At 26.9% G+C, this 26,255-nt stretch carries 26 protein-coding genes; 5 read left to right on the forward strand and 21 right to left on the reverse strand.

What is annotated here, in order from left to right; translation table 11 throughout:
• Nucleotides 1-3 precede the first annotated feature (3 nt).
• The 7 genes from I2E83_RS00560 to I2E83_RS00590 all read right to left on the reverse strand — a co-directional run bounded on the left by I2E83_RS00560 (nucleotide 4) and on the right by I2E83_RS00590 (nucleotide 12,243).
• Complete coding sequence (locus I2E83_RS00560) at nucleotides 4-2,922, reverse strand: acyl-CoA dehydratase activase (RefSeq protein WP_195428202.1); 2,919 nt, start codon at nucleotides 2,920-2,922, stop codon at nucleotides 4-6.
• A 79-nt stretch (nucleotides 2,923-3,001) separates the two neighbouring features.
• Nucleotides 3,002-4,015: a LacI family DNA-binding transcriptional regulator gene (locus I2E83_RS00565; RefSeq protein WP_195263082.1), complete on the reverse strand. Its 1,014-nt coding sequence runs from the start codon at nucleotides 4,013-4,015 to the stop codon at nucleotides 3,002-3,004.
• Nucleotides 4,016-4,113: 98 nt separating this feature from the next.
• Complete coding sequence (gene galT / locus I2E83_RS00570) at nucleotides 4,114-5,631, reverse strand: UDP-glucose--hexose-1-phosphate uridylyltransferase (protein WP_195428204.1); 1,518 nt, start codon at nucleotides 5,629-5,631, stop codon at nucleotides 4,114-4,116.
• An 8-nt stretch (nucleotides 5,632-5,639) separates the two neighbouring features.
• Nucleotides 5,640-6,626 carry a UDP-glucose 4-epimerase GalE gene (galE, locus tag I2E83_RS00575; protein ID WP_195263080.1) on the reverse strand — a complete coding sequence of 329 codons (987 nt, stop codon included), beginning with the start codon at nucleotides 6,624-6,626 and terminating at the stop codon, nucleotides 5,640-5,642.
• 12 nt (nucleotides 6,627-6,638) lie between these two features.
• A complete protein-coding gene (locus tag I2E83_RS00580) occupies nucleotides 6,639-7,802 on the reverse strand; it encodes a galactokinase (protein WP_195263079.1) in 1,164 nt (387 codons plus the stop codon).
• Nucleotides 7,803-8,149: 347 nt separating this feature from the next.
• Nucleotides 8,150-10,009 carry an ABC transporter ATP-binding protein gene (locus I2E83_RS00585; protein ID WP_195263078.1) on the reverse strand — a complete coding sequence of 620 codons (1,860 nt, stop codon included), beginning with the start codon at nucleotides 10,007-10,009 and terminating at the stop codon, nucleotides 8,150-8,152.
• Complete coding sequence (locus tag I2E83_RS00590; RefSeq protein WP_195263077.1) at nucleotides 10,006-12,243, reverse strand: ABC transporter ATP-binding protein; 2,238 nt, start codon at nucleotides 12,241-12,243, stop codon at nucleotides 10,006-10,008. Before I2E83_RS00590 ends, I2E83_RS00585 begins: the two co-directional genes overlap by 4 nt.
• A 159-nt stretch (nucleotides 12,244-12,402) precedes the next feature.
• Between I2E83_RS00590 and I2E83_RS00595 the strand changes: the two genes are divergently transcribed.
• Nucleotides 12,403-12,849 (forward strand): MarR family transcriptional regulator, encoded by a 447-nt coding sequence (locus I2E83_RS00595; RefSeq protein ID WP_195428205.1) that lies wholly within the window; start codon nucleotides 12,403-12,405, stop codon nucleotides 12,847-12,849.
• 32 nt (nucleotides 12,850-12,881) lie between these two features.
• On the opposite strand, the gene I2E83_RS00600 is transcribed toward I2E83_RS00595, so the two are convergent.
• The 3 genes from I2E83_RS00600 to I2E83_RS00610 form a co-directional block, all read right to left on the reverse strand.
• Nucleotides 12,882-13,091 (reverse strand): heavy-metal-associated domain-containing protein, encoded by a 210-nt coding sequence (locus I2E83_RS00600; RefSeq protein ID WP_195263075.1) that lies wholly within the window; start codon nucleotides 13,089-13,091, stop codon nucleotides 12,882-12,884.
• A gap of 23 nt (nucleotides 13,092-13,114) precedes the next feature.
• The gene (locus I2E83_RS00605) at nucleotides 13,115-13,381 is read right to left on the reverse strand and encodes a metal-sensing transcriptional repressor (RefSeq protein WP_195263197.1); all 267 of its coding nucleotides are present in this window, start codon (nucleotides 13,379-13,381) and stop codon (nucleotides 13,115-13,117) included.
• A 175-nt stretch (nucleotides 13,382-13,556) separates the two neighbouring features.
• Nucleotides 13,557-14,699, reverse strand: a complete 1,143-nt coding sequence (locus I2E83_RS00610; protein ID WP_195263074.1) for a glycosyltransferase family 2 protein — start codon at nucleotides 14,697-14,699, stop codon at nucleotides 13,557-13,559.
• 230 nt (nucleotides 14,700-14,929) lie between these two features.
• Between I2E83_RS00610 and I2E83_RS00615 the strand changes: the two genes are divergently transcribed.
• Nucleotides 14,930-16,216 carry an NCS2 family permease gene (locus I2E83_RS00615; protein WP_195428206.1) on the forward strand — a complete coding sequence of 429 codons (1,287 nt, stop codon included), beginning with the start codon at nucleotides 14,930-14,932 and terminating at the stop codon, nucleotides 16,214-16,216.
• A gap of 19 nt (nucleotides 16,217-16,235) precedes the next feature.
• Here the strand turns inward: I2E83_RS00615 and I2E83_RS00620 are convergent, their stop codons facing one another.
• Nucleotides 16,236-16,862 carry a CoA pyrophosphatase gene (locus I2E83_RS00620; RefSeq protein WP_195428207.1) on the reverse strand — a complete coding sequence of 209 codons (627 nt, stop codon included), beginning with the start codon at nucleotides 16,860-16,862 and terminating at the stop codon, nucleotides 16,236-16,238.
• Between the two features lie 158 nt (nucleotides 16,863-17,020).
• Between I2E83_RS00620 and I2E83_RS00625 the strand changes: the two genes are divergently transcribed.
• Entirely contained in the window at nucleotides 17,021-17,239 is a 219-nt protein-coding gene (locus I2E83_RS00625; RefSeq protein WP_195263071.1) for a hypothetical protein, read from the forward strand.
• A 47-nt stretch (nucleotides 17,240-17,286) separates the two neighbouring features.
• Here I2E83_RS00625 and I2E83_RS00630 read toward each other — a convergent pair whose 3' ends face one another.
• The 6 genes from I2E83_RS00630 to I2E83_RS00655 form a co-directional block, all read right to left on the reverse strand.
• Entirely contained in the window at nucleotides 17,287-17,514 is a 228-nt protein-coding gene (locus I2E83_RS00630) for a TIGR04540 family protein (protein WP_195263070.1), read from the reverse strand.
• A 245-nt stretch (nucleotides 17,515-17,759) separates the two neighbouring features.
• A complete protein-coding gene (locus I2E83_RS00635) occupies nucleotides 17,760-18,305 on the reverse strand; it encodes a hypothetical protein (RefSeq protein WP_195428208.1) in 546 nt (181 codons plus the stop codon).
• A gap of 118 nt (nucleotides 18,306-18,423) precedes the next feature.
• The gene (locus tag I2E83_RS00640) at nucleotides 18,424-19,110 is read right to left on the reverse strand and encodes a SprT family zinc-dependent metalloprotease (protein ID WP_195428209.1); all 687 of its coding nucleotides are present in this window, start codon (nucleotides 19,108-19,110) and stop codon (nucleotides 18,424-18,426) included.
• Between the two features lie 15 nt (nucleotides 19,111-19,125).
• Complete coding sequence (locus I2E83_RS00645; protein WP_195263067.1) at nucleotides 19,126-20,277, reverse strand: MFS transporter; 1,152 nt, start codon at nucleotides 20,275-20,277, stop codon at nucleotides 19,126-19,128.
• A 141-nt stretch (nucleotides 20,278-20,418) separates the two neighbouring features.
• Nucleotides 20,419-20,799, reverse strand: coding sequence for a desulfoferrodoxin (locus tag I2E83_RS00650; protein ID WP_195428210.1), 381 nt, complete (start codon nucleotides 20,797-20,799; stop codon nucleotides 20,419-20,421).
• A 77-nt stretch (nucleotides 20,800-20,876) separates the two neighbouring features.
• A complete protein-coding gene (locus tag I2E83_RS00655; RefSeq protein ID WP_195263065.1) occupies nucleotides 20,877-21,284 on the reverse strand; it encodes a reverse transcriptase-like protein in 408 nt (135 codons plus the stop codon).
• A 275-nt stretch (nucleotides 21,285-21,559) separates the two neighbouring features.
• Between I2E83_RS00655 and I2E83_RS00660 the strand changes: the two genes are divergently transcribed.
• A complete protein-coding gene (locus tag I2E83_RS00660; RefSeq protein ID WP_195428211.1) occupies nucleotides 21,560-22,423 on the forward strand; it encodes an LD-carboxypeptidase in 864 nt (287 codons plus the stop codon).
• A 107-nt stretch (nucleotides 22,424-22,530) separates the two neighbouring features.
• The gene (locus tag I2E83_RS00665; RefSeq protein ID WP_195263063.1) at nucleotides 22,531-22,968 is read left to right on the forward strand and encodes a GatB/YqeY domain-containing protein; all 438 of its coding nucleotides are present in this window, start codon (nucleotides 22,531-22,533) and stop codon (nucleotides 22,966-22,968) included.
• Nucleotides 22,969-23,003: 35 nt separating this feature from the next.
• Here I2E83_RS00665 and I2E83_RS00670 read toward each other — a convergent pair whose 3' ends face one another.
• From I2E83_RS00670 to I2E83_RS00685, 4 genes are all read right to left on the reverse strand, one after another.
• On the reverse strand, nucleotides 23,004-23,402 hold the full coding sequence (locus I2E83_RS00670) for a PTS fructose transporter subunit IIA (RefSeq protein WP_195263062.1): 399 nt from the start codon (nucleotides 23,400-23,402) through the stop codon (nucleotides 23,004-23,006).
• Nucleotides 23,403-23,484: 82 nt separating this feature from the next.
• Nucleotides 23,485-24,360, reverse strand: a complete 876-nt coding sequence (locus tag I2E83_RS00675) for a DMT family transporter (protein WP_195263061.1) — start codon at nucleotides 24,358-24,360, stop codon at nucleotides 23,485-23,487.
• Nucleotides 24,361-24,451: 91 nt separating this feature from the next.
• Complete coding sequence (locus I2E83_RS00680) at nucleotides 24,452-24,643, reverse strand: DUF1450 domain-containing protein (RefSeq protein WP_195263060.1); 192 nt, start codon at nucleotides 24,641-24,643, stop codon at nucleotides 24,452-24,454.
• 384 nt (nucleotides 24,644-25,027) lie between these two features.
• Complete coding sequence (locus I2E83_RS00685; protein WP_195428212.1) at nucleotides 25,028-26,224, reverse strand: acetate kinase; 1,197 nt, start codon at nucleotides 26,222-26,224, stop codon at nucleotides 25,028-25,030.
• Nucleotides 26,225-26,255 lie beyond the last annotated feature (31 nt).

Here is a 26,255-nt window from a genome sequence, read left to right on the forward strand (position 1 = left end):
TTCTCACCTACTTTTAATTGCTTCAACCATACTTCTTATTCTAATTTTTGCTGCGCCTAAATTACTAGTTTCATCTATTTTTAATTGAGTGTATAATTTACCATTACTTTCCAAAACCCTTTTAATTTCATCAGCCGTTATTGCATCTGTTCCACATCCAAATGAAACTAATTGAACTAATTGCATATCGTCATTATTTGCTACGAACTTTGCTGCATTAAATAATCTCGCTTGATATGTCCATTGATTTAACATTTTTACTTCTCTATTATTTTTGTCAATTGGTATAGAATCTTCAGTTAATATTACTAATCCTAAAGAATTCATCATTTTATCTATTCCATGATTTATTTCTTTGTCTACGTGATATGGTCTTCCAGCTAAAACGACAATTAATAAATTATTGTCTCTAGCATATTTAATTGCAGACTTTCCTTTTTCTAAAATATCTAATTTATATTGTTCATATTCTTCAATTGCTCTTTCATAAGCTACTTTTACTTTCCTTTTGGTTATCCATGGATATAAATCCTTTAAAGAATTATATAAATTATCAACTGTACTTTTACTTGAATTTAAATCTAAATAAGGACTTATATAATTAAAATCTTTTAATTTAGAAATATTATTTTTTAAAACTTCTGGATAATATGCTACAACTGGGCAATTAAAACAGTTATCTGATATTCCCTCATCAAAATTATATGTCATGCAAGGGTAAAAAATATTTTTTATACCTTTACTTATAATACTTTCAACATGTCCATGACTAAGTTTTGCGGGATAACATGCTGTATCTGATGGAATAGTATGTTGTCCTTTTAAATAAAGTCTTTTTGATGAGGCATCTGATAAAACTACTTTAATGTCTAATTCATTAAAAAACCTTACAAAGAAAGGTAAATTTTCATACATATTTAAAACCATTGGAATCCCGATAGTATCTTTTGACCCATTATTATTAGCATATTTCATAATCTTATTGTTTTTATATTCATAAATATTGGGGATATTATTATCATTATATTTTCCAGTTGGTTTTGAACATCTGTTTCCTGATATATATTTTTTACCACCAGTAAATGTATTTATAGTTAAATTACATTTATTCGTACATAGTCCACACTTTGCAGCTTTAGATTCATGATTAAAATTTTTAATACTGTCTTTATCTATAATTTTAGATTTTTCAAGATTTTGACTTTTAGCATATAAAGCAGCTCCATATGCTCCCATTAATCCAGAAATATTAGATCTTATTACATTTTGACCTAACTCAAGCTCTAAACTCCTTAAAATAGCATCATTACATAAAGTTCCACCTTGAACTATAACATTCTTTCCTATGTTTTTAGTCCTAATAACTTTATATAATGCATTTTTAACAACACTCATTGAAAGTCCTGCCGAAACATCCTCAATAGTTGCTCCATCTCTCTGAGCTTGCTTTACAGAGGAATTCATAAAAACAGTACATCTAGATCCTAAATCTGCTGGATGCTTTGCAAATAATCCAAGTTTTGAAAAACTTTCAACATCATATCCCATTGCTTTTGCAAAGGTTTCTATAAAAGATCCACATCCAGAAGAACAAGCTTCATTTAAAATTATACTTTTTATTGATTTGTTTTCTATTTCAAAACATTTTATATCTTGTCCACCAATATCAAGTATAAAATCTACTTCTGGATCAAATCTACTTGCAGCTATATAGTGTGCTAGTGTTTCAACTATTCCAAAATCTATTCCAAAGCCTTTTTTTATCAATTCTTCTCCATAACCAGTAACGGAACTTCCTTTTATATTTATTTTATCTACAAAGTTGTCATAAATATAACCTAACTGCTCTTTTATTACTTTAACTGGATTTCCTTCATTATGAGCATAGTAATTATATAAAATATTATCATTTTTATCTATGAGAACAAGTTTAGTAGTAGTACTTCCTGCATCTATCCCTAAGTATACATCACCTTTAAAGTTATTTATATCTCTATCTAATACTTTGGCCTTATTATGTCTTTCTATAAATTTCTTATACTCTTCATTACTAGAAAATAAAGGTTTAATATCCCTTTTCATATCTATATTTATATTATTAGAATATGATAGCTTTGAAATTAACTTTTCATATGTATATGTTTTATCTTCACTATCTGCAAATAAGGCAGCTCCTCTTGCCACAAAAACTTCTGCATCATCAGGCACTATTGCTTCTTCATCCTTCAAGTTTAAATTTTTTATAAACCTTTCTCTAAGTCCTTTATAAAAATATAATGGACCGCCTAAAAATAATATATTCCCCTTTATTTCTCTACCTTGAGCAAGCCCCCCAATTGTTTGATTTACTACTGCTTCATAAATACTTGCAGCAATATCTGCCTTACTTGCTCCTTGATTTAATAAAGGCTGAACATCAGATTTTGCAAACACTCCACATCTTGATGCAATTGGATATATGTTATTATATTGCAAACTAATTTTATCTAATTCTTCAACTGTTATCCCCATTAAACTTGCCATTTGGTCTATAAAAGCACCTGTTCCACCTGCACAGCTTGAATTCATTCTTTCTTCTAGACCATTAGTCAAATAAATTATTTTTGCATCTTCTCCACCTAATTCAATGACAACATCAATATTATTAAATAATTTTTTTACACCAATGGTTGTTGCGAAAACTTCTTGAACAAAAGAAATATTTGTATCTTTAGCAACACCATATCCAGATGAACCTGTTATAGAAACTTTTATCACATTATTCACTAATAAGCTCTTTATTAATTTTATTTCTTCTAATATAGTTTCTCTTACTTTTGTAAGGTGCCTCTTATAAGTCTTATAAATTACATTATCATTTTCATCTAATAATACCAATTTTACTGTAGTTGAACCTGCATCTATTCCAAGTCTATATATCACTTAAATTCCCCCCCACCTCTTTTTAGCTATTAATACAAACAAGCCCTATAAGTAGTATATTACTTATAGGGCAAAAAAATTATTTTAATTTACAACTATCTCTAATAATTAATTTAACTGGTAATACAATTTTTTTGCTTAGGCTTCTTTCATCTTTTATTCTTTCAAGTAAAGTATTTAAAGCAGTTTCTCCCATAAAATCTGTAAATACCTTTACAGTTGTTAATGAAGGAGATAAGTACTGAGCTGTAGCAATATCATCAAATCCAACTATACTTATATCATCTGGAATCTTATATCCATTTTCTTGTATAGCTTTATAAGCTCCTATAGCCATAGGATCACTTGCAATAAAAAAAGCTGATGGAATATTTCCTAATTTCAAGGCTTTTCTCATAAGATTATATCCATCCTCTGGTGTAAAATCACCTTTAAATATCCAATCATCATTTAGATTATCGATTTCATTCATAAAATCTTTATATGTTGCTTCTCTATAATTTACAAGTTCTACACCATTATTATCATTATGTGGAATAACCTTAGCCCCTATATAGCCAATATCTTTATGACCCAAACTGTACAAATATTCTAATGCTTTTCTAACACCATATTTTAAGTCTACAACTATTGAATCAAACTCCCATTCATCAGGAGATGAATCTATAAATACTATATTTTGAGATAATTCACTAAGCTTTTTAATTTCATCATCTTGGAATATTCCTATAGCAATTATTCCATCTAACCCCTTATACTTTGAAGCATCATCGTTTAATATTTTAGTATAATATAAAGATTTAAAATCTATATTTTCTTCAACACATTTTTTTTCTATAGCCATTCTAATAGATAGAAAATAAGGATCATTTAATTCTTTAACTTCATTAAAAGAGCATATTATCCCAATGGTATGACTTTTAAGTTTACTTTTTCTTTCTTTTATTGTAACATAATTCATTTCTTCTGCTATGCTTAAAACTCTTTTCCTAGTATCTTCAGAAACGTTTAGGGTTTTATCTAAATTTAAAATACGAGAAACTGTCGAAATAGAAACTCCAGCAGCACTTGCAATATCTTTTATCGTCGCCATTTATAACCACCTCGATTACCTTTATATAACTCTATAAATTATTAATAACAATTAAAGATGAGGCAAACTAAATTAATATTGCCTCACCTTATATTTTATTAATTAATTGCTTCTTTTAAGCTATTTATATATCTTTGCATAGCTTCTTTTCCATCTTCATTCCATTTAAATACTCCACAATGCTCTAGGACTTTAGAAAATACCTTTCCAACTTCTTTTTCTATAATGGAATCAACATTTTCTTTATTTATAAATGAATTGCTATTTTTTATTTCTTCATACCAATTTAAATGAATTTTCATTTCTTCATTACTATAAATATCATCAGTTCCATTAACTAAAGATAATTTTATGATTTCTAATTCATCCTTTAACCTAGCCGGAAGAACTGCAAGCCCTAAAACTTCAATTAAACCTATATTTTCTTTCTTAATATTATGAAGTTCTTTATGAGGATGGAAAATTCCATCTGGATACTCTTCACTAGTTCTATTATTTCTAAGCACTAAATCTAAAACATAAAACTCATCATCTCTTCTAGCTATAGGTGTAATTGTATTATGAGGAACTTCATTTGTATGAGAATATACATCAACAATAGAATCGCTATAATTTCTCCAGTGAGATAAAATTCTATTTGCTAGATCACTTAATTCCAATCTATTCCTTCCTTTTAATCTTAATACAGTTAAAGGCCATTTAACAATAGATAAATCAATATTTTCGTAATTATTTAAATTGAATTTAAATATATCTTCTGCTCTATCCATTGCAAATTCATAATTTCCACCTTGGTAATGATCATGTGTAAGAATAGAACCTCCAACTATAGGTAAATCTGCATTAGACCCTATAAAATAATGTGGGAATTTTTCTATAAACTCTAATAACCTATTAAAAGTATCTTTTGTAATTTTCATCGGTATATGATCACCTGCAAAAACAATGCAATGCTCATTATAATATGCATAAGGTGAATACTGTAAATACCAATTTTCATTATTTAAATCCACTGGTACTATTCTTATATTTTGCCTTGCAGGATGATTTACCCTACCTCTATATCCTTCATTTTCCTTGCATAATAAGCACTTAGGATATTTAGATGGTGGTAAATTTTTTGCTGCTGCAATTGCCTTAGGATCTTTTTCAGGTTTTGACAAATTTATAGTTATATCTAAATCTCCATATTCTGTACTAGATTTCCATACTAAATTTTGTGCTATTCTATCTGTTCTAACATAATCACAGGCCTTACTTATACTATATAAGTAAGATGTAGCACTTTCCTTTGAAACTTTATAACGATTATAAAACTCACGTATAACCTCAGAAGGCCTTGGCATTAAAATCCCCATAATTTTAGTATCTAACAAATCTCTATATATAGGGGAGTTAGATTCTAATATTCCTTTATTAAATGCATAATCTAATATATTTCTTAGTATATCAGTTGGAGTATTTAAATTTTCATCCTCTATTTCAAAATCTTCATATTCATCGATATTTAAAACATCTAATAAACTATTTCTTACAAATATTTCGTCATCTTTATTAAAAAGCTCATGCTTCAATCCATATTGAATAAGCCTTTTGATTTCCCTATAAATATTCATATCGTCACCTACTTATTAAAACCTGTTGGATTATTTTTATGCCAATTCCAAGCAGAAGCAATAATATCTTCAACACTCTTAAATTCTGGACTCCATTTTAAAGTATTTCTTGCTTTTTCAGCTGAAGCTATTAGTCTAGCTGGATCCCCTGCTCTTCTTTCACAAATCTTTGCTGGTATTTCATGTCCAGTAACCCTTCTGGCAGCTTCTATCATTTCTTTAACAGAAAATCCACTTCCATTCCCTAAATTAAATATATCACTTGAATTTCCGTTTCTTAGATAATCTACAGCTAGAATATGAGCATTAGCTAAATCTATTACATGAATATAATCTCTAATACAAGTACCATCTTCTGTATCATAATCATCTCCAAAAATAGATATAAATTCTCTCTTACCTAAAGGAACTTGTAATATTAAAGGAATCAAATGAGTTTCAGGACTATGGTCTTCTCCTATGCTTCCACTTACATGTGCTCCAGCTACATTAAAGTATCTAAGTGAGACATATTTAACGCCATGTGCTATGTCTGCCCATTTCATCATTTTTTCCATAGCAAGCTTTGTTTCTCCATATGCATTAGTTGGTTCAGTTCTATCTGTTTCAACTATAGGCATTTTTGTAGCTTCACCATAAGTTGCAGCTGTAGAAGAAAATACAATTTTCTTAACATTGTTAGCAATCATAACCTTTAATAAAACTTCTGTTCCATGAACATTATTATTGTAGTATTTTAAAGGATTTGTCATACTTTCTCCAACTAAAGAATTAGCTGCAAAATGAATTACTTCTGTTATATCATTTTCTTTAAATACCTTATCAAGATCTTCTTCATTTCTTATATCAACATTGTAGAATTTAGCTTTCGGATTTACTGCTTCTATATGACCAGTTTCTAAATTATCTACAACTATTACTTCTTCGCCCTTATCTATTAACTGATAAACAGTATGACTCCCTATATAACCTGCTCCACCACAAACTAATATCATTTTTTATACCTCCTAAATTTCTCTAGTTCCATCACCTATATTTGCTATATAGAAACTAGCTTCGTATCCTATTTTATCTTTATATCCTTGCCCTACTTTTTCTATAAAATCTTCTACCTTATCTTTTTTTACTAATGCAACTGTACATCCACCAAATCCTGCACCAGTCATCCTAGCTCCTATTGTTGCTTCATGATTCCATGCTAGTTCAACTAGTGTATCTAATTCAATCCCTGTAACTTCATAATCATCTCTTAAAGAAATATGAGATTCATTCATAAGTTTACCAAAAGTTCTTAAATCATTTTTTGCTAAGGCATCTTTAGCCATTAATGTTCTTTGATTTTCATATACTGCATGTTTAGCTCTTTTGACTCTTATTTTACTATCTATTAAGTTTTTATTATTTTCAAAATCCTCTATAGATAATTCACCTAATGAATTTATATTTAATTTTGTTTTTAATTCTTCTAAAGCTTTTTCACATTCACTTCTACGTTCATTATATTTAGAATCTGCTAGCCCTCTTCTTTTATTTGTATTGGCAATAACTAATATTTCATTCTTTAATTCGACAGGACAATAATTATATTTTAGCGTGTTACAATCTAAAAGTATAGCATTATTTTCCTTTCCCATTCCAATTGCAAATTGATCCATTATACCACAATTAACACCAACAAATTTATTTTCTGCTTCTTGAGAAAACTTTACTAAATCTACCATATCTATATTTAAATCAAATAGGTTGTCCATCATCACTGCTATTAAAAGTTCTAAAGATGCTGAAGAAGATAGTCCGGCTCCATTTGGAATATTACCATAAATAGCCACATCAAATCCTTTATTTATATCGTATCCATGTTTTTTCATTACATCGATTACACCTTTAGGATAATTAACCCAATCATGAGACTTTTCAAAACTAATATTATCTAAATCAAATTCGACTATGCCTATATTTTCAAAGTTGCTTGAATACATTCTTACTTTTTTGTCATTTCTTAAACTTATAACTCCATAAGTTCCAAAGCTTAATGCACATGGAAATACATTTCCACCATTATAATCAGTGTGCTCTCCAATTAAATTTACTCTACCAGGTGAAAAAAACGTTTTGCAATTTTCCTTTTCTCCAAATACCTTTTTAAAAGTATCATTAATTTCGTTTCTCATAACAACTCTCCCAATCAAAAATTTAATTTATTTTTACAATATAATAATATCACGCCAAGTAAAATTTATCAATAAAAATTTTATTTTTTACTAATAATTTTACCGATAATTTTACTAATAATTTTGTTTATTTTACTAAAGATGAATATATTATTTTTAATTAGTCCTCAACTTTGCTTATGGTTAATATTTGATTAGATAGATTTACTTAATAACAATAAGTAAAATGCGTATATCTAACCTTATCTAAGTACTTTTTAAAGCTTTTTGGAACCACAGGTCGAACCTGAGGTATTCTAAATACAATAAAAAAGAGTATCACTAAAATATAGTAATACTCTTTAAATTTATGATATTTCTGCGGTTTCAAATTGGCTATTGTATAATGAAGCATAAAAACCTTTTTTACTTAAAAGTTCATTATGGGTACCTTGCTCTACAATATCTCCATCTTTCATTACTAAAATTAAGTCTGCATCTTTAATTGTAGATAATCTATGGGCAATTATAAAGCTAGTTCTATTCTTCATCAAGTTATCCATAGCTTTTTGGATAAGTACTTCAGTTCTTGTGTCAACTGAACTAGTTGCTTCATCTAATATTAATATCTTAGGATCTGCTAAAATTGCACGTGCAATTGTTAATAATTGTTTTTGTCCTTGAGAAACATTACTTGCATCTTCATTTAATTCCATATTATATCCATCTGGTAATGTCTTAACAAAATGATGAACATGTGCTGCTTTTGCTGCTTGTATTACTTCTTCATCAGTTGCATTTAATTTACCATATCTTATATTTTCCATTATGCTTCCGTTAAATAACCATGTATCTTGTAGTACCATTCCGAAAACTTTTCTTAAGTCACTTCTCTTAAAGTCATTTATATTATGATTATCAAGTAAAATTTCACCACTATTTAATTCATAGAATCTCATTAATAATTTTACAATTGTAGTTTTTCCTGCACCAGTAGGACCTACAATAGCAACTCTTTGTCCTGGTTTTATTTTGCTAGAGAAATCATTTATTATTATTTTGTCTTCATTATAACCAAAGTGAACATCTTTAAATACAACTTCACCTTCAATATCATCAATACCTACTGGATTATTAATATCTTCAACTTCTTCTTCTTCTTCTAAGAATTCAAAAACTCTTTCAGCTGCAGCTGCAGTAGATTGAAGTACATTTGCAATTTGAGCCGTTTGAGCTATTGGTTGTGTAAAAGTTCTTATATATTGAACAAAAGAAAGAATATCTCCAACTTCAATTGATTTTTTAATAGCAAGATATCCTCCTAATATAGATACCATAACATAGCCTATATTACCTATAAATGTCATTATAGGCATCATCATTCCTGATAAAAATTGAGATTTCCATGCTGAGTTATATAAAGTATTGTTTAATTTATCAAATTCCTCTACAGCAGCCTTTTCTCCGTTAAAAGCTTTCATTATATTATGGCCACTATATATTTCTTCTACATGCCCATTAACATGACCTAAGAAAGCTTGTTGCTCTTTAAAGTATTTTTGTGATTTTTTAACTACTAAAGCTATTAATATACCTGATAGCGGTATTATTAATATTGCTGCTAAAGTCATAGTTACACTTATTGATAACATCATTATAAGTACACCTATTAATGTTGTTATAGAAGTTATCATTTGTGACATACTTTGATTTAAAGTATGACTTACTGTATCGACATCATTTGTAACTCTTGATAAAACTTCACCATGAGTCATTTTATCAAAGTATTTAAGTGGCATGCGATTTATTTTTTCTGATATTTCTTTTCTAAGATTATATGAAACCTTTTGAGAAACCCCAGACATTACGAAACCTTGGATAAATGAAAATACTGCACTTACCACATATAACACTGCTAACAGCACTAGTATATTGCCTATATAAGTAAAATCTATCGCAGCTCCTACTTCTCCTGATACTTTGCTTACTAAACCTTCAAATAATTTAGTAGTAGCTTTTCCTAATATTTTAGGGCCAATTATTGAAAAGGCAGCGCTACCTATTGCAAATATTAATACTATAATAATTGAAATTCTATATGGCTTTAAATATTTTAATAGTTTACTAACGGTTCCTTTAAAATCCTTAGCCTTTCCGCCACCACCGTGCATTCCACCCATAGGACCACCGAAACCACCATGTCTTTTATTTCTTACATTATTACTCATGACATAAGTTCCTCCTTTGAAAGTTGTGATAAGGCTATTTGCTTATAAACTTCGCAGCTTTCTAAAAGCTCTTTGTGAGTTCCAATTCCTACAACTCTTCCTTCATCTAAAACTACAATTTGATTTGCATCTTTTATTGTACTTATTCTTTGTGCGACAATTATCATAGTTGCATTTTTAATATTTTTCTTAATTGATCTTCTAAGTGCAGCATCTGTCTTAAAATCTAAAGCAGAAAAACTATCATCAAATATATATACTTCTGGCTTCTTAACTAAAGCTCTTGCTATAGATAATCTTTGCTTTTGTCCACCAGATACATTTGTACCACCTTGAGAAATTTCAGTATCATATTTATCTGGCTTATTATCAATAAATTCTAATGCTTGTGCAATTTCTGCAGCTTTCTCTAAATCTTCAGCAGTTGCATTTGGGGAACCATATTTTAAATTACTTTCTATAGTTCCTGAGAAAAGTACTCCTTTTTGTGGGATGTATCCAATCTTATCCCTTAATGATTTCTGATTTACATCTCTTATATCAACTCCATCAATAGTGATTTCACCTTGAGATACATCGTAAAATCTTGGTATTAGATTTATTAAAGTAGATTTACCACTACCAGTACTTCCTATAATAGCCGTAGTTTCACCAGGTTTTGCAGTAAAACTAATATTCTCTAAAACATAATCTTCTGCACCAGGGTATTTAAAGCTTACATTCTTATATTCTACATATCCTTTTTTAGAATCTAAAAACTTTGTACTATTTTCTTTATCTTTTATAGTTAAATCTGTGTATAGCACTTCACTAATACGTTGAGCTGATACTGAAGCACGAGGTAACATTATTGAAACCATTGAAATCATTAAGAATGACATAATTATTTGCATTGCATATTGCATAAATGCCATCATATCTCCTACTTGCATTGTACCTAAATCAACTTGATGAGATCCAACCCATACAATTAAAAGTGTTAATCCATTCATTATAAGCATCATAGTTGGCATCATAGTTTGCATTAATCTATTAACAAATAAATTTGTCTTAGTTAAATCCTTATTAGCATTATCAAACTTGTTTTCTTCATGCTTTTGAGTGCTAAATGCTCTAATAACTAACATACCTGTTAGATGTTCTCTAGTAACTAAGTTTAGTTTATCAACTAACTTTTGAACTACTTTAAACTTAGGCATAGCAAATCCAAATAATATACTTACAAGTAATGAAATTAGAATTACACCTACAGCTATAATCCAAGTCATATTTGTATCTGTTCTTAATACCTTTAATACACCGCCAATACCAAGTATAGGTGCATAGAAAACTATTCTAAATAGCATAACCATAAGCATTTGAATTTGTTGTATATCATTTGTACTACGTGTAATTAAAGAAGCAGTTGAAAATTTATCAAATTCAGTATTTGAAAAACTTGTAACCTTTTTAAATACATCACTTCTTAATGATCTGCTTAATCCTGCTGCTATTCTTGCAGATATAAGCCCTACAATAACTGCAGCTGCCATGCTAATTAATGCTATTCCAAGCATTTTTAATCCAGAAATAATAATAAAGTTTGTTTGTAATTTATCTGTATTTATTCCTATTTCAGAATACTCATTTTTAACATATGAAACAGATGCTTGTTCTATCATACTCTCTGGCATTTCTTCAAACTTTTCATTTATTGAATCAATTAAACTATTTAATTGTTCTTTTGGAATGTTCTTAAGAATTAAAAATGGATCTGTATCAGCTGGTACAGGCATATTACTTGGCATATTTCCTAACATGCTAGTATCAAAATTTTCATTTTCAATTCCATATACAATAAGTTCTGGTTTAGAAAAAATGCTATTCAATCTAGATATAGTATCTTTATTTTTTGAATTAAGTTCATATAAAGGTTCTTCATCTATCTTTGAATACTTTTTTAAATATTTATCAAACTCATCCTTTGAAAGAGTATCTTTATTTAATAATGTATAATTATCTTGTATAAATTTAAAATCATCCTCCCCTATAAATAGTGAAAGCTTATCCATTTCACTTTTACGTATTATAGTCGGTACCGAATTTTCTATACCACCTTGCTGAATACCAATATTTACTATGTTAGACATATAATCTGGTAATGATAATTCACTAACAGCTTGAACAAATAATAATATTAGTACAGCAATGATAGAACCGATAAATGGCTTTAAGTACTTTGTCAGTTTCATCATTTTATTTATCTCCTTTCAAATTCTATTTTCATTTTTAAGTTGTTATAAATATATATTAATTATATTTTCATAACTATTATATGTCAATAACAATTATGGTTGTATAATAAAAAAAAATAGTTTATAATTAATTTGTTACAAATACTTAGGAGGGACTATATGAATAATAATGAACTAAAAGATATATCTGATAATTTACTTAATCTATTATTCCAAATACATAATAGATTATTCAATCCAAGCGAAATGGTTAAAGGAGTATCTATTCCTCCCTCTCATATGAAAGTAATATTTTATCTTTCACGAAAGAAATCGATGTCAGTATCTGATGTAGCAAAATGTTTAGATATATCTAAACCAAATATGACTCCGATAATAGATAAATTAATTAATGAGGGTTTTGTTTATAGATATACAGATCCAAATGACAGAAGAAAAATAAATATAGAGTTAACTGAAAAGGCACATTTATTTTTAAAAAATAAAGAACTTGAAATTAAAAATAGTTTATTAACAAAAATATCAACTTTGGATGATGAAGACTTACATAAGTTGGATATTACAATAAAAGATATGTATGATATATTAATTAAACTAAAAAAATGAGCAGTAAATATTACTTGCTCATTTTTTAGTTTCTATAACTTTTCTATTGATATTACATCATAGCCTGCTTCATCTATTGCTGCTATTAAGGCATTGTCTTCAATTTCAGTATTAACTAAAGCATTTTTACCTTCTAAATTAACTTCTAAAACCTCAACCCCACTCATTTCTTCTAATGCTTCTTTTACATGTGCAACGCAATGTCCACAACTCATACCTTCAATGTTTATTTTCTTTTTCATATTTAAACCTCCATTTTAATAATTTATCTAGTTATAACTTTATCTAATATTTTCATTATTTCCTCTATTTTTTCATCACCATTACCACTTATACATGCATCTTTAACACAATGTGATAAATGATTCTCAAGTATTATAAGATTAGCTTTTTTTAATAAAGATTGAGCTGCAAAAATCTGATTGGAAATATCAATACAATATCTATCCTCTTCAATCATCTTTATTATACCTTCAATTTGTCCTTTAGCAGTTTTTAACGATTGTAATGATTTTTTTCTTTCCTCGTTCATCATATACCTCCCCCACCCTCTAGGGGTGTATTATAGTTAAATTATAATATTTATAATTTATTTGTCAATATATTTATTCATACGAATAGTATGACTCTTTAAATATATATTATATTCATGTAAATTAAGTAAAAAAATATGCCGTCGGTAATTCGACAGCATAGTATTATACTATTTAAAAAAATCTATACCTTCGATCAATCAATTTATAATCAAGCTCTGGAATAGTTTTTCCTAGTTCATCAAACTTAGATTTTAAAAACTTTCTATTGTAGTCTACTTTTTCTACATTTCCGCCATATAAAGCCGTTAATTCATTATAATAATAAGCAGCATCATAATCACCTAAGATAGAATAACAAACACATAGTTGAATACTTGGTATCCAAGTATAATAATCTTTATTATCTATTCCAAGGTTATCTTTTTCATGAATACACCCCATTGCAACTTTATACCAAAAAATTGCTTGCTTAATTTGCTTTTTACTTAAAAATATTTCTGCAAGCCTGCAACAAATATCTGCTCTAGGTACATCAAATTCAAAAGACTTTAAAATTATTTCTATCTTCTTTTCTGGCTTATTTGTATTAGTATAACATTGAATTAAATTAGCTATAGCAGTTTTTATATCTTCCACCCAACCTAAATTGGTATCTAAAAATTCTTCATACTTTTTAGTAGCTTCTTCATAAAGACCATTATAATATAGTTCATTAGCATAATAAAACATATCTCTTATACTAAATTCTTCGCCTTCTTCTTCCATCTTTTTGAATATAGTTAAATTTCTATTTCCACTAGGTTTAACTTTTCCATGATTTACAGATATTTCACTATTTAAGCTAATTCCTCCTACTTCTAAATATTCGTGTATTCTTCCTATCCATTTAAAACCTTTAGATCTTTTCACTAGTCTATTTCTCTTCAAGGAATAAGTTGTATTGCCATTTGAATCTCTACTTAAAGAATACTCCATAACTACAGTATCAACATTTCTATCTAAAGTTTCTTTTAGTATTTTGAATTTTTTTATATTATCTTCATCTAAATAATCGTCTGCATCAAGCCAAAAAACATATTCTTTAGTAGCTTTACTAAATGCATAGTTTCTTGCTTTTGCAAAATCATCTACCCATTTAAAATTATATATTTTGCTGTTAAAGCTTTTGGCTATTTCTATTGTTTTATCCGTAGAGCCAGTATCTACGATAATCATTTCATCCACTATATCTTTTACTGAAGATAAGCATCTAGCTAATGTCTTTTCTTCATCTTTTACTATCATACATAAGCTTATAGTAATTCTATTGGTCAAAGTTATCCCCCTTTGCACTATTAATATCTTCTATATACTATGTTTTTACGAATAACTTTGCTGTAATTTTACAAAAATATATTTGAGTATATTTTTTTGTCATTATATATATATAATTTGACTTTAATTTATTTCTACTCTTTAATTTTTTAAATTTAATGATATAATTATTTAGACATCAATCGGTGCGGGCGGGTGAGGGATAAAGAAAAGAGGTTTTTACAGAAAGGATGGACAAATTATTTAAACTTAAGGAACACAAAACAAATTTCAAAACCGAGCTAGTAGCTGGTTTAACTTCTTTTTTTGCTGCAGTATATATTATTGTAGTTAATGCTAGTATTTTAAGTGATGGAGGTATATCACAGGAACCACTTATAATAGCAACAGTACTTGCTTCATTTGTAGGATGCTTACTAGTATCTTTTATGAGTAATACTCCACTTATAATTATGCCAGGTATGGGAATTAATGCTTTATTTACTTATACAATTGTACTAAGTATGGGATTATCATTTAATCAAGCATTAGCAAGTGTTGTTATGGCTGGTATATTATTTTTAATTGTTGCTACTACACCCCTAGCTAAAATACTAGATACATCTATACCTAATTCATTAAAGGAATCAATTACTATAGGAATAGGATTGTTTATTACATTTTTAGGTTTTCAAAAAGGAGGTCTAATTATTTCTGATCCATCTACAATGGTTAAAATTGGATCACTTTCAGATCCAAAAGTTATATTTTTTATAGCGATGTTTTTATTAACCGTAGTATTATTTGCTAAAAATATTCCAGGTGGATTTTTAATAAGTATAGTTGTTGGTACAATAGCTGCAATTTTATTAAATCTTGTTGATACTACAGGATTAAAATTTTCATTACCTAATTTTAATGAATATAAAGGAATTCTATTTAATATAGATTTAAGTGCATTTTTCACTATTCCTTTTTGGATTTCAACTTTTTCATTAACTTTAGTTTTAATTTTTGAAAATATAGGTTTATTACATGGACAAATAAATGGACTTTTACAAGCTCCTGAAAAGCAAAATAAGGCTTTAAATGCTATAGCAATATCAACAATAGCATGTGGCTTATTTGGAACAAGTCCTTCTGTTTCTACAGTTGAAGGGACAGCAGGAATAGCAGCCGGTGGAAAAACTGGTTTAACATCATTAATTTCAGGATTACTACTTCTGATTTCATTATTATTCATTCCATTTATAAGCTTAATTCCTAATGAAGTAATTGCTCCAATTTTAATTATTATAGGGAGTTTAATGATTAAAGGAATAGTTCATATAGATTTTAATGATATTTCAGAAGCAATTCCATCATTTTTAATTATTGTTTTAATACCACTTACATTTAGTATAGTAGATGGTATTGCATTTGGATTTATCTCATATACAATGATGAAACTTATAACAAAGAAAAAAGATCAACTTTCAATTGTAATGTATATAATTTCATTTGTATTTATAGTATATTTTATACTACATAGTATTTAAATATAAGGCTAGGAATTCCCTAGCCTTTAATTATATATTTATTAAAATCATTCAAGAAGTCTTCTAATATTAATGCAGTAATGCCCCAAATAACATAATTTTGATATTCATAAAATAATGATCTATATATTCCTTCTTTAAACTTATAATTCTTGCCTCCATTTATTAAATCATAAGGAAAATCATCACATCTATTAACTATAATTTTACTATTCTTGATTCTAGGTTCATTGTTTAATAGATAATCTAATGGTACTAAAAATATATGATCTACTTCATCTTTATTAATATTTACATGATCAAAGTTTTTAATATATCCTACAAATGGATGTATTAATAAACTGTAGTGAGTAACAAGTATATTAAGTGGAGCTATTATTTCAAAATCTTCATTTGATAGCCCTAATTCCTCACATACTTCTCTAATAACGGCTTCCTTTTCATTTTCTTTTAAGTCTATTTTTCCTCCTGGCAAAGAAATATCTCCCGGTTGACTTCTCATATGCTTAGCTCTAACTTCAAAAACTATATTTAATTTATCTTCTATTTCTACAAATAAAATTGCAACAGAAGCTCTTTTCATTTTTTCCCATCCATTTATATATGGAATATTATTATGAAATTTTTTAATAACATCATTTAGCATCTTTCTACTCCCTTTATTTCTACATTAGTATAATATAATCTAAAACCAAATTTTATATAATTAAATTTTTATATTTTTAATTGAAAACATTTAGATAATTTGAACATTTATTACATTTATTGTATAATATTGTTATTATTACACAGGGGCGTGATTTTATGAAAATAAATAACTGCTATGAAGCAGCATTAAGAATGTTTGAGCTTTCTGAAGAATTAAGTATATTATTAGATCAAAATCAAAAAGCAAATACATCTAGAGAAAAAGAAATCTTATCTAGTAAGATTGATAGAGCTGAAATAGAATTTTTAACTTTAAAACATTCTTTAGACAAAATACCATACGAAGAAAAAAAATTATCTATTTTTAATTTATAAAAATTTATTCAATAAAGCCTCCATAGAATTTCTATGGAGGCAATTTTTTATCCTTTAATTATTTTATCAATAATTTCTACTCTTTCATCACCTAAATATGGATATAGCTTTAATGATATCTTACCATCTTTATAAACTCTATCTCCATTTGCATCAACTATTTTCTTGATTTTATTCTCTAAATCATCATAACTTAATAAATATTCTAAGTAATTGTCTACTAAATCTTTTAAGCAAGTTGCTAATTCTTTTGGATTTCTATATACGGCTCTCATGTTTATCTCCTTAATACTTTTCTAAAGTTTTATAAGCTAATTATAAATACTACAAGAGTTTTTTTCTAGTATTATTTTAAAAAAAATTTCACATTTTATACATATTGCTAAAAAAAACTATTTCTAGCCCTATGTAAATTATAATAAATAACCTTTTTTTATTGTAACTTTTTAAAGCTATTTAAATAATCTCAAGCTAATTCTTAAAATTTTTAACAAGTTCAATTTTTCATATAAAACCAATTTCAATTAAAAATGTTTATTTCTGAACTTTTTTCTCCCTTAGTTTCATAAACTTTAACTTTTCCATCATTAGAAATCCATGAAATTGCCTCTTCAGTAAATTCACTTTCAGTTTTAATTGGAACTATTAAATACTCCCCTTCTTTTATGCTGTCAGATATTTTTTCATAATTAATATCTCTTTGGTCCTTTATATAATCACTAGAATTCAATCCTTTGGATGCATTTATTTTATGAATCCTTATATCATTAGCTTCTGATTTTGTAGTCATTATATAAATCGAATCTCCTTCTCTATCTACTGCAACTGCTAATGCCCCCTCTGAACTTAAATCTTCTTCTACTTTTTTTATTAAATCCTCAATATTTACACTTTTTTCCTTAAACGAAGCTTTTAAAATTACAGTATCATCATTATCATTAACAGTTCTTTGTTTATCTTCGCTTTTATCAGAGATATTAGATTCAGCTTTATTATAAATTTTTTTGTTACTACAAGAGTAAAATGTTGAAATAACTAAAAGCAATAAAATTATAATCTTTTTCATATATTTTCTCCTAAGTCTAAAAATTTTTATATAATTAGTATTCCAAATTTTTTATAAAAAACTTAGTCATATTTAAATTGTTAAATTTTCAATCAAACAATTTAAGTTAAAAATGGAGCTATGTTAAATTCATTAACATAGCTCCATTTTCCTTTAACCAATCCTTACTTTCTTTATAGTTAGGATAGTAAGACTCAACTAATTTCCAAAATTCTTTCGAATGGTTCATTTGCTTTATATGGCATAATTCATGAATGATTATATAATCCATAACAAATTGCGGCATAAGAACAAGTCTCCAATTTAATCTTATTTCTCTTTTCGAATTACAACTTCCCCAAAGACTTTTCTGATTTTTAATAATGATCTTACTAGGTTTTATATAAATATTATTAGAAATATCCATTACCCTTTTCCCAACAATATCTATTGATAATTTCTTATACCAGCTTATTAATAATTCATTAATATACTCCCTACTTAAATCTTTACTATTTATAGTTATATTAATATTATCCTTTAAAATATTATTTTCATCAGATTTATTTATTATTAAATTATAATATTTTCCCTGAAAGATAACTTTATTATCAATATAATCTTTTTTCTTTATCTTATCAAGAGACTTTAATATCCAATCACCTTTTTTAATGATTAAGTCATCAATATAGTTATTATCTATTCCACTTGGTGCAAATACTTTTATTTCTCCACTATTTTCTATTTTTATAGAGATATTTTTCTTCTTTTTAAATATTAATAAATACTCAATAGTTTGATTATTAAAAATAACTTTTCTCTTCATAATAACATAAATATTTTACTTTATAGACTTCTTTGAATTTGGTAAAAAGCTAAAGAAAATCACTACTGACAACATTAGTAATATAAATCCTAATATATACATTCCAGAATATCCAAACCTTCCTTGAATTAAGCTATAAATAGAAGGATATATAAAATTAGAACCTCCAGTACTTAATACAGACAATACTGCAAATGAAGTAGCAACTAAATGCTCATCCAATATCTCTCTTAAATATTTAAATAAGAAGCTTAAATATAATCCATACATTATTCCATGAAGTTGATCTCCTAAGACTACAAGAAAAACACTTCCACTTGATAATAATAATACTTTAATTGCAGCTATTGATAAAGCAATAGTAAGACACTTTTTACTATTAGCATTACTTAAATATTTACCAATTATCATAAATGCAAAGAATTCAATTACAACCCTAAAACTTATTGATGCACTATATATTTCATTTGCTTTATTAACATCACCAACTATATCTACTAAGTAAGAAGAATAAGCAAAGTCTAAGCCCATATAGCTCCCCATGCCTAAAAATACTACTATTATAAGAAATATAATATTCTTGTCTTTAAATAAATCTGCTATTGTTGCGTTATTTTGTTTTTCGTTTATTTCTATATCATCCTTAAACTTTAGAAGTATGACTAACATCATTGCACTAACCATAAGTAGTGCTAAAATATGTAATATTCTATATCCAAAATTATTTATTACAATACCTGCAATAAACACTATACATGCATATCCTATAGAACCCCATTTTCTTATATCAGAAAATTCATATCCATTTCTTATTGATAATTCTTCAATGTATACTTCAAATATTCCTGCTACTGATCCAAGTAAAGAACCATATATAGGTGCAAATATTATAGATAAGTTCTCATTTATAAACATAAGTCCTACTATAGATATAAAAACGCTAATTAAATAAATTAATATAAATCTATTTTTATTTTTTACTTTAGAAAACCTATTTGATAATATAGGTTGTGCAACTAAAGTAAATAATGCCCCTATCGATACCACTCGTCCAACTTCTCCTAATGATAAACCAATTTCTTGATTTAAATAAGGAAAATAAAAAGTTGTTAATATACTAAAAACTCCAAATGTCAAAAAAGTAGTCATATTATAATACTTCTTCATTCGTACTACCTCCATTTCATTATTACTACCTGTAAATTCTATCATTTGTACATACCAATGTAAATAATAAGCATTTAATTAACAACTAAATAAAATGCTATCTTATAAATCCAAGATAGCATTTTTACTATTTATTATTTACTATTTAGTACTCCATAATCCATGTAAGTTACAGTATTCTCTAACTCTATCTACATTACCACTTACTTTAAATGTAGCTTGTGGTTTTTCACCTGGATTTAATTCTTTTCTTAAAACTTCTCCATCTTTAGTTATAACTTCTACCCATTGAATAAAATGCTCGTCCACCATTGGATGTTCAACTTCTCCAACTTTAACTAAAAGTTCTCCATTTTTTTTTACAGCTACAGGTATATGCTTTTCTACAGCAGCATCAACAGTGTTTTCATTTAATAATGTCATTGGTTTGCCGCAACATACTAAAGTTCCCATTGCTTCATTTAAAACTTCAACCATTGATCCACAAATTCCACATTTATATACTTGTAATTTCTTTACCATAAAATTCACCCCTTATTTAATATATAATTTAATATATATATATTTTACTATACTTTCCCAATTTTTCAAAAGCGTTCTTATAACTCTAAAGCGTCTTCTGCTAAGGTTCTTACGTAATTATAATCATTAACTTCAAAATACTCATAATATATACTAATTTTCAAATTTTTCATCAGATTGTTTAATCTATTTACTAAAATTTCCGTTCCAGGACTCACATCAAGCTTTCTACCATTTAGATATTCTACAAGCATTAAATTTGAAACATACACTATAATACTGGTAGCATTATTAAACTTTGATATTTCATCTATACCTTGCAATATAGCATAGATTTGCGCCTCTGAGCAAGTTCCTACTCCTACATTTCTTGAAAATGAAGTTTCTTCTCCATGATCACTTAAAATTACACCACCAATTCCAATATCACTTTGAAAATTTCTAGTATTTTTACATTTACCATTTACATAAAGTCTATACTTCATATATCCTCCACTTATAAACTTATACACTATAAAAATATTCTAAATTTAAGTTTATTATTCTCTTATTGATATACATAATATAGAAATTTAAAAATTAAATATTATATTAATATACATTTTATATATCTCATTGTTTTATATTACTTTATAAAAATAAATAACTACTTTAATCCCAACATATTATTTGTATGAATAAATAGTATAAGTAAATTAATTGCTTTTTTTACTTTTATTTTTTATACTAAATAATAAATAATTAATATTCTGGAGGATTTATGAAAAGTTTATTAAATAAAAATGATACAATTGGACTAATATCATGCTCAAATGGTTTAGATATAAATATGATTGAGAAAATAGACGAATTAATTTCTATATTATCATCTATGCAAATTAATGTTATAAAATCTAAATCATTATTTAAAGATAAATTCGGAATTACTTATGATGCTAAGATTAGAGCAAAAGAGCTTATGAATTTATATATTAATGAAGATATCAAAATTATATTTGATTTATCTGGTGGCGACTTATGTAACGAAATTCTTGATTATTTAGATTATGATATTATTTCAAAATCTCAGAAACCTTTCTTTGGATATAGCGATTTAACTGTAGTTTTAAATGCATTATTAAAACAATCAAATACTGTTAATTATAACTACCAATTAAGAAATCTTATAAAGGAGAATTCTATAAAGCAAATAAATAATTTTAAAAATAGCATTTTAGAAGGAATTCCTGATTTATTTAACTTTAATTATAAATGGATTCAAGGAAGTTCTATGTCTGGAACTGTTATCGGAGGTAATATTAGATGCTTTTTAAAGTTAGCTGGAACAAAGTTCATGCCAGATTTTAAAAATAAAATACTTTTTCTTGAAGCATTAAGCGGAGATGTTAATAAAATATCAACCTTTCTAACTCAATACAAACAAATTGGAGCTTTTAATAATATAAGTGGAATTTTATTAGGTACATTTACCGAATTAGAAAAAGATCCATCATCACCTAAAATCGAAGATATAATTATAAAAATAATTGATAATCCTAATATTCCTATTGCTAAAACAGATGAATTAGGTCATGGTTCAAATTCTAAGTGTATAGGTATAGGAAAGGATTTATACATAGATTAAGGTTTACTTATACTTAGATTTCTTGCAATAATATTCCTTAAAGTATATAATTTTAACAAGGATAAACAATATTGTTTATTATAAGTATTCTAGTGAGGTGAAATGATATGTTAAAAGAAGAACTAAAAAAGAACGAAATAGCTGCTATGAAAGCTAGAGATAAAGCTACTGTTAATGTTTTAAGACTAGTTAATTCAGAAATAAAAGCTTTTGAAGTTAATGAAAGAAAAGATATTTCAGATGAAGATGTTATAAAAATTATAGAAAAGCAAATTAAACAACTTAAAGAAGCTCTTCAATATGCTATTCAATTAAATGACAATGACAAGATTGAAGAAGGAAATTTTGCAATTAATTTATTAACTCCATATCTTCCAGCACAATTAACTGAAGAAGAAGTTGAAGCTATGCTTAAAGAAATAATTACAAATGGTAATTATGGTCCTAAAGATATGGGAAAAATAATGAAGGAAATAATGCCAAAAGTAAATGGTAAGTTTGATAGATCAAAAATTAATCCTATGGTAAAAAATATATTAGGTTAAAAAAAACCTCTCGTAATGAGAGGTTTTCTTTATATTTAATTCAACATGTGAACCAATGTATTTGGAAATTCATTTTTTAATGTTTTAACAAGCTTTACTGCATTACATTTATTATACTGTCCTATCATTATTCCTTCCAAAACTATGGGTAAATTCACTCCAGATAATATAGTGAATCTATTACAATCATATATAGAATTAATTAATGATAATTTGAAGGGACTTCCGGAAAATAAATCACAAAATACTATTATATCTTCATAACATCTTAACTCTTCTAAAACCAATTTAATTTTGTTATCTAATTCATAAATACTATCACTATCAAGAAAGTCAATTGCCTTAACATTTGAATAAGTTTTATCAACCAACTTACAAGCACTATACATACCTGTTGCAAATTCACCATGCCCAAGAATAATAAAACCTACCAATTAGTCACCACCAGTTTTCTTAATGCTTATATAATAATATTATATGTTTTTTATATAATATTGTTTAAAACTATAAATTAATTTATTTACCTTCTGCCTTATCTAACTTTTTATTATAAATATACATATAATAAGATGCAGCAAAAATAATAAAATATCCAATGAAACTTAGTGTATCTGGTAATACCCCAAAAATCAAAAAGCTTATAATAGCTGAAAATAAAATATTGGAATAATCAAAAATAGAAATTTCTTTTGCTGGGGCATATTTGTATGCAATAGTTATACCAAATTGGCCTATACTTGCAAATACACCAGCCATTAATAAATAAAAAAGTTGCTGAATAGTCATAGGAGTATATACTGCCATCATAAATGGGAAAATTACTATCAAAGAAAATAATGAAAAATAAAATACTATTGTATAATGCTTTTCTCTTCCTCCAAGTACTCTAAGACAAGTATATGCCCCTGCAGCAAAAACTGCACCTAATATTCCCATAATAGCTGGAATCATATCTAAATTAAAACTAGGTTTTATTATAAATAATGTTCCAATAAAAGCTATAATAATCGCCATAAATTGTTTATAATTTATCTTTTCACTTAAGAACAATGCTGAAAAAATAATTACAAAAAACGGACTCAACTTATTTAACATATTTGCATCTGATAAAACTAATTTATCAATTGAATAGAAATTTAAAACTATTCCTACTGTTCCTAATGCCGATCTTAATAATAAGACCTTTTGATTTTCTTTTTTTCCAAAAAAACTTTCTTTATTCTTTATAATAAAAAATAGCGCTATTATGCAAGATACTAAATTTCTAAAAAATGTTTTTTGAAAGGAAGGTAAATCTCCTGCTAGTTTTACAAAAGCAGACATTACCGCAAAGCCAAAGGCTGAAAATACTAAAAATAGTATACCTTTAGTTCTATTACTTAAATTATTCATATAATCACTCCTTACTTATATATTACCATATTATTAATATATTATAAAAAATTTAACACCCTAGAGTATTATTCTCTAAGGTGTTGTATTACTACTCTTCTATTTCGTTAATAAACTCTTCTTCTGTTTCAGTTTCAATGTATTTTCCATTAGCATATCCTATTATAAGGCCATCTCTTCCGCCACATTCTCCTATACATCCTACTTCTACATTATCTTTTCCAAACTTCTCTTCTAATTTTTCTATATCTATTCCTGAACATACTGGGCAAACTGATATCATTTTTCAATCTCCTTCTATCTTTATTTAATTATTAATTAATTTTATTATATTAATAATGATTATTATTTACAAATCTTAATTATTTTAATAAATTTTATTTATCTATTAAAATCTTTAACTTTCTTAATATTAATCGAATTTTTACAGTTTTTAATTTTATAAAATTAAATTTTCATCAATAATATTTAGCAAAATTCTTTTCATATTTTTTTACAAATACAATATCACCTAGCTTATTGCTATATACATATAACTTATAATCATATATTAATTTTTTCTTTGAAATGTATTTTTTCTAATTTCTACAGATTGTAAAATATAAAAGCAGACCTTAGTCAGATCTGCTTCCATAGTGTATACTTATTAATTTTATTTAAATATTTATTACTTATTTATTAACCTTACAGTATCTCTAGCAATCATAAGCTCTTCATTAGTTGGAATTTCATAAACTTTTACTCTTGAATCATTAGTTGAAATTTCTTGAATTTCACCTCTTACAGCATTTTTTTCGTCATCTATCTTAAATCCTAAGAATTCAAGTCCATTTAAGCATTCTTTTCTAGTTAAAGAGGAGTTTTCTCCTATACCAGCAGTAAATACTATAACATCTACTCCACCCATAATTCCTGCGTATGCTGCAATTTGAGCTCTAACTTTATAATGGAATATATCTAGTGCAAGCTTTGCTCTTTCATTTCCTTTATTAGCTGCCTCAATAACATCTCTAAAGTCTGAAGATACTCCTGAAATACCTAAAACTCCAGATTTTTTATTTAGTAATTCATCTATATCACTAATTTTATATCCATGTTGTTCTGAAAGGAAACTAATAACTGATGGATCTATACTTCCTGATCTAGTTCCCATCATTACGCCTGCTAAAGGTGTAAAGCCCATAGAAGTGTCTATTGATTTTCCGCCCTTTACTGCTGCTAATGAACATCCGTTACCTAAGTGACATGTTATAATCTTTAAATCCTTTATATCTTTTCCCATTGCATCTGCAACTTTTTGAGATACATATTTATGTGATGTACCATGGAATCCATATTTTCTTATACCATACTTTTCATAAAGTTCATACGGTAGTGGACATATATAAGCTTCCTTTGGCATAGTTTGATGGAATGCTGTATCAAATACTGCTACCATTGGTGTATTTGGCATAAGTTCCATGCAAGCTTCAATACCAATTATATTTGGTGGATTGTGAAGTGGGGCAAGTGATATACAATCTCTAATTGAGTCTAATACAGTATCATCTATTATAACTGAATGAGAATACTTTTCTCCTCCATGAACTACTCTGTGTCCAACAGCAGCAATTTCATCCATTGATTTAATAACACCATGATCTTTGTTAACCAAAGCTTCTAAAACTAATTTAATAGCTGCTTTATGATTTGGCATAGATTCTTTAATAATATATTTATCTTTTCCTTCAACTTTTTGAGTTAATATAGAACCCTCAATTCCTATTCTTTCTACTAATCCTTGTACTAAGGAATTTTCTGTTTCCATATCGATTAATTGATACTTTAAAGATGAGCTTCCGCAATTGATTACTAAAGTCTTCATAATAATTCTCCTTTGCATTCATTTGTTTCAT

The sequence above is a fragment of the Clostridium sp. D46t1_190503_E9 genome, from assembly GCF_015555225.1.
Taxonomy (GTDB): Bacteria; Bacillota; Clostridia; order Clostridiales; family Clostridiaceae; genus Clostridium.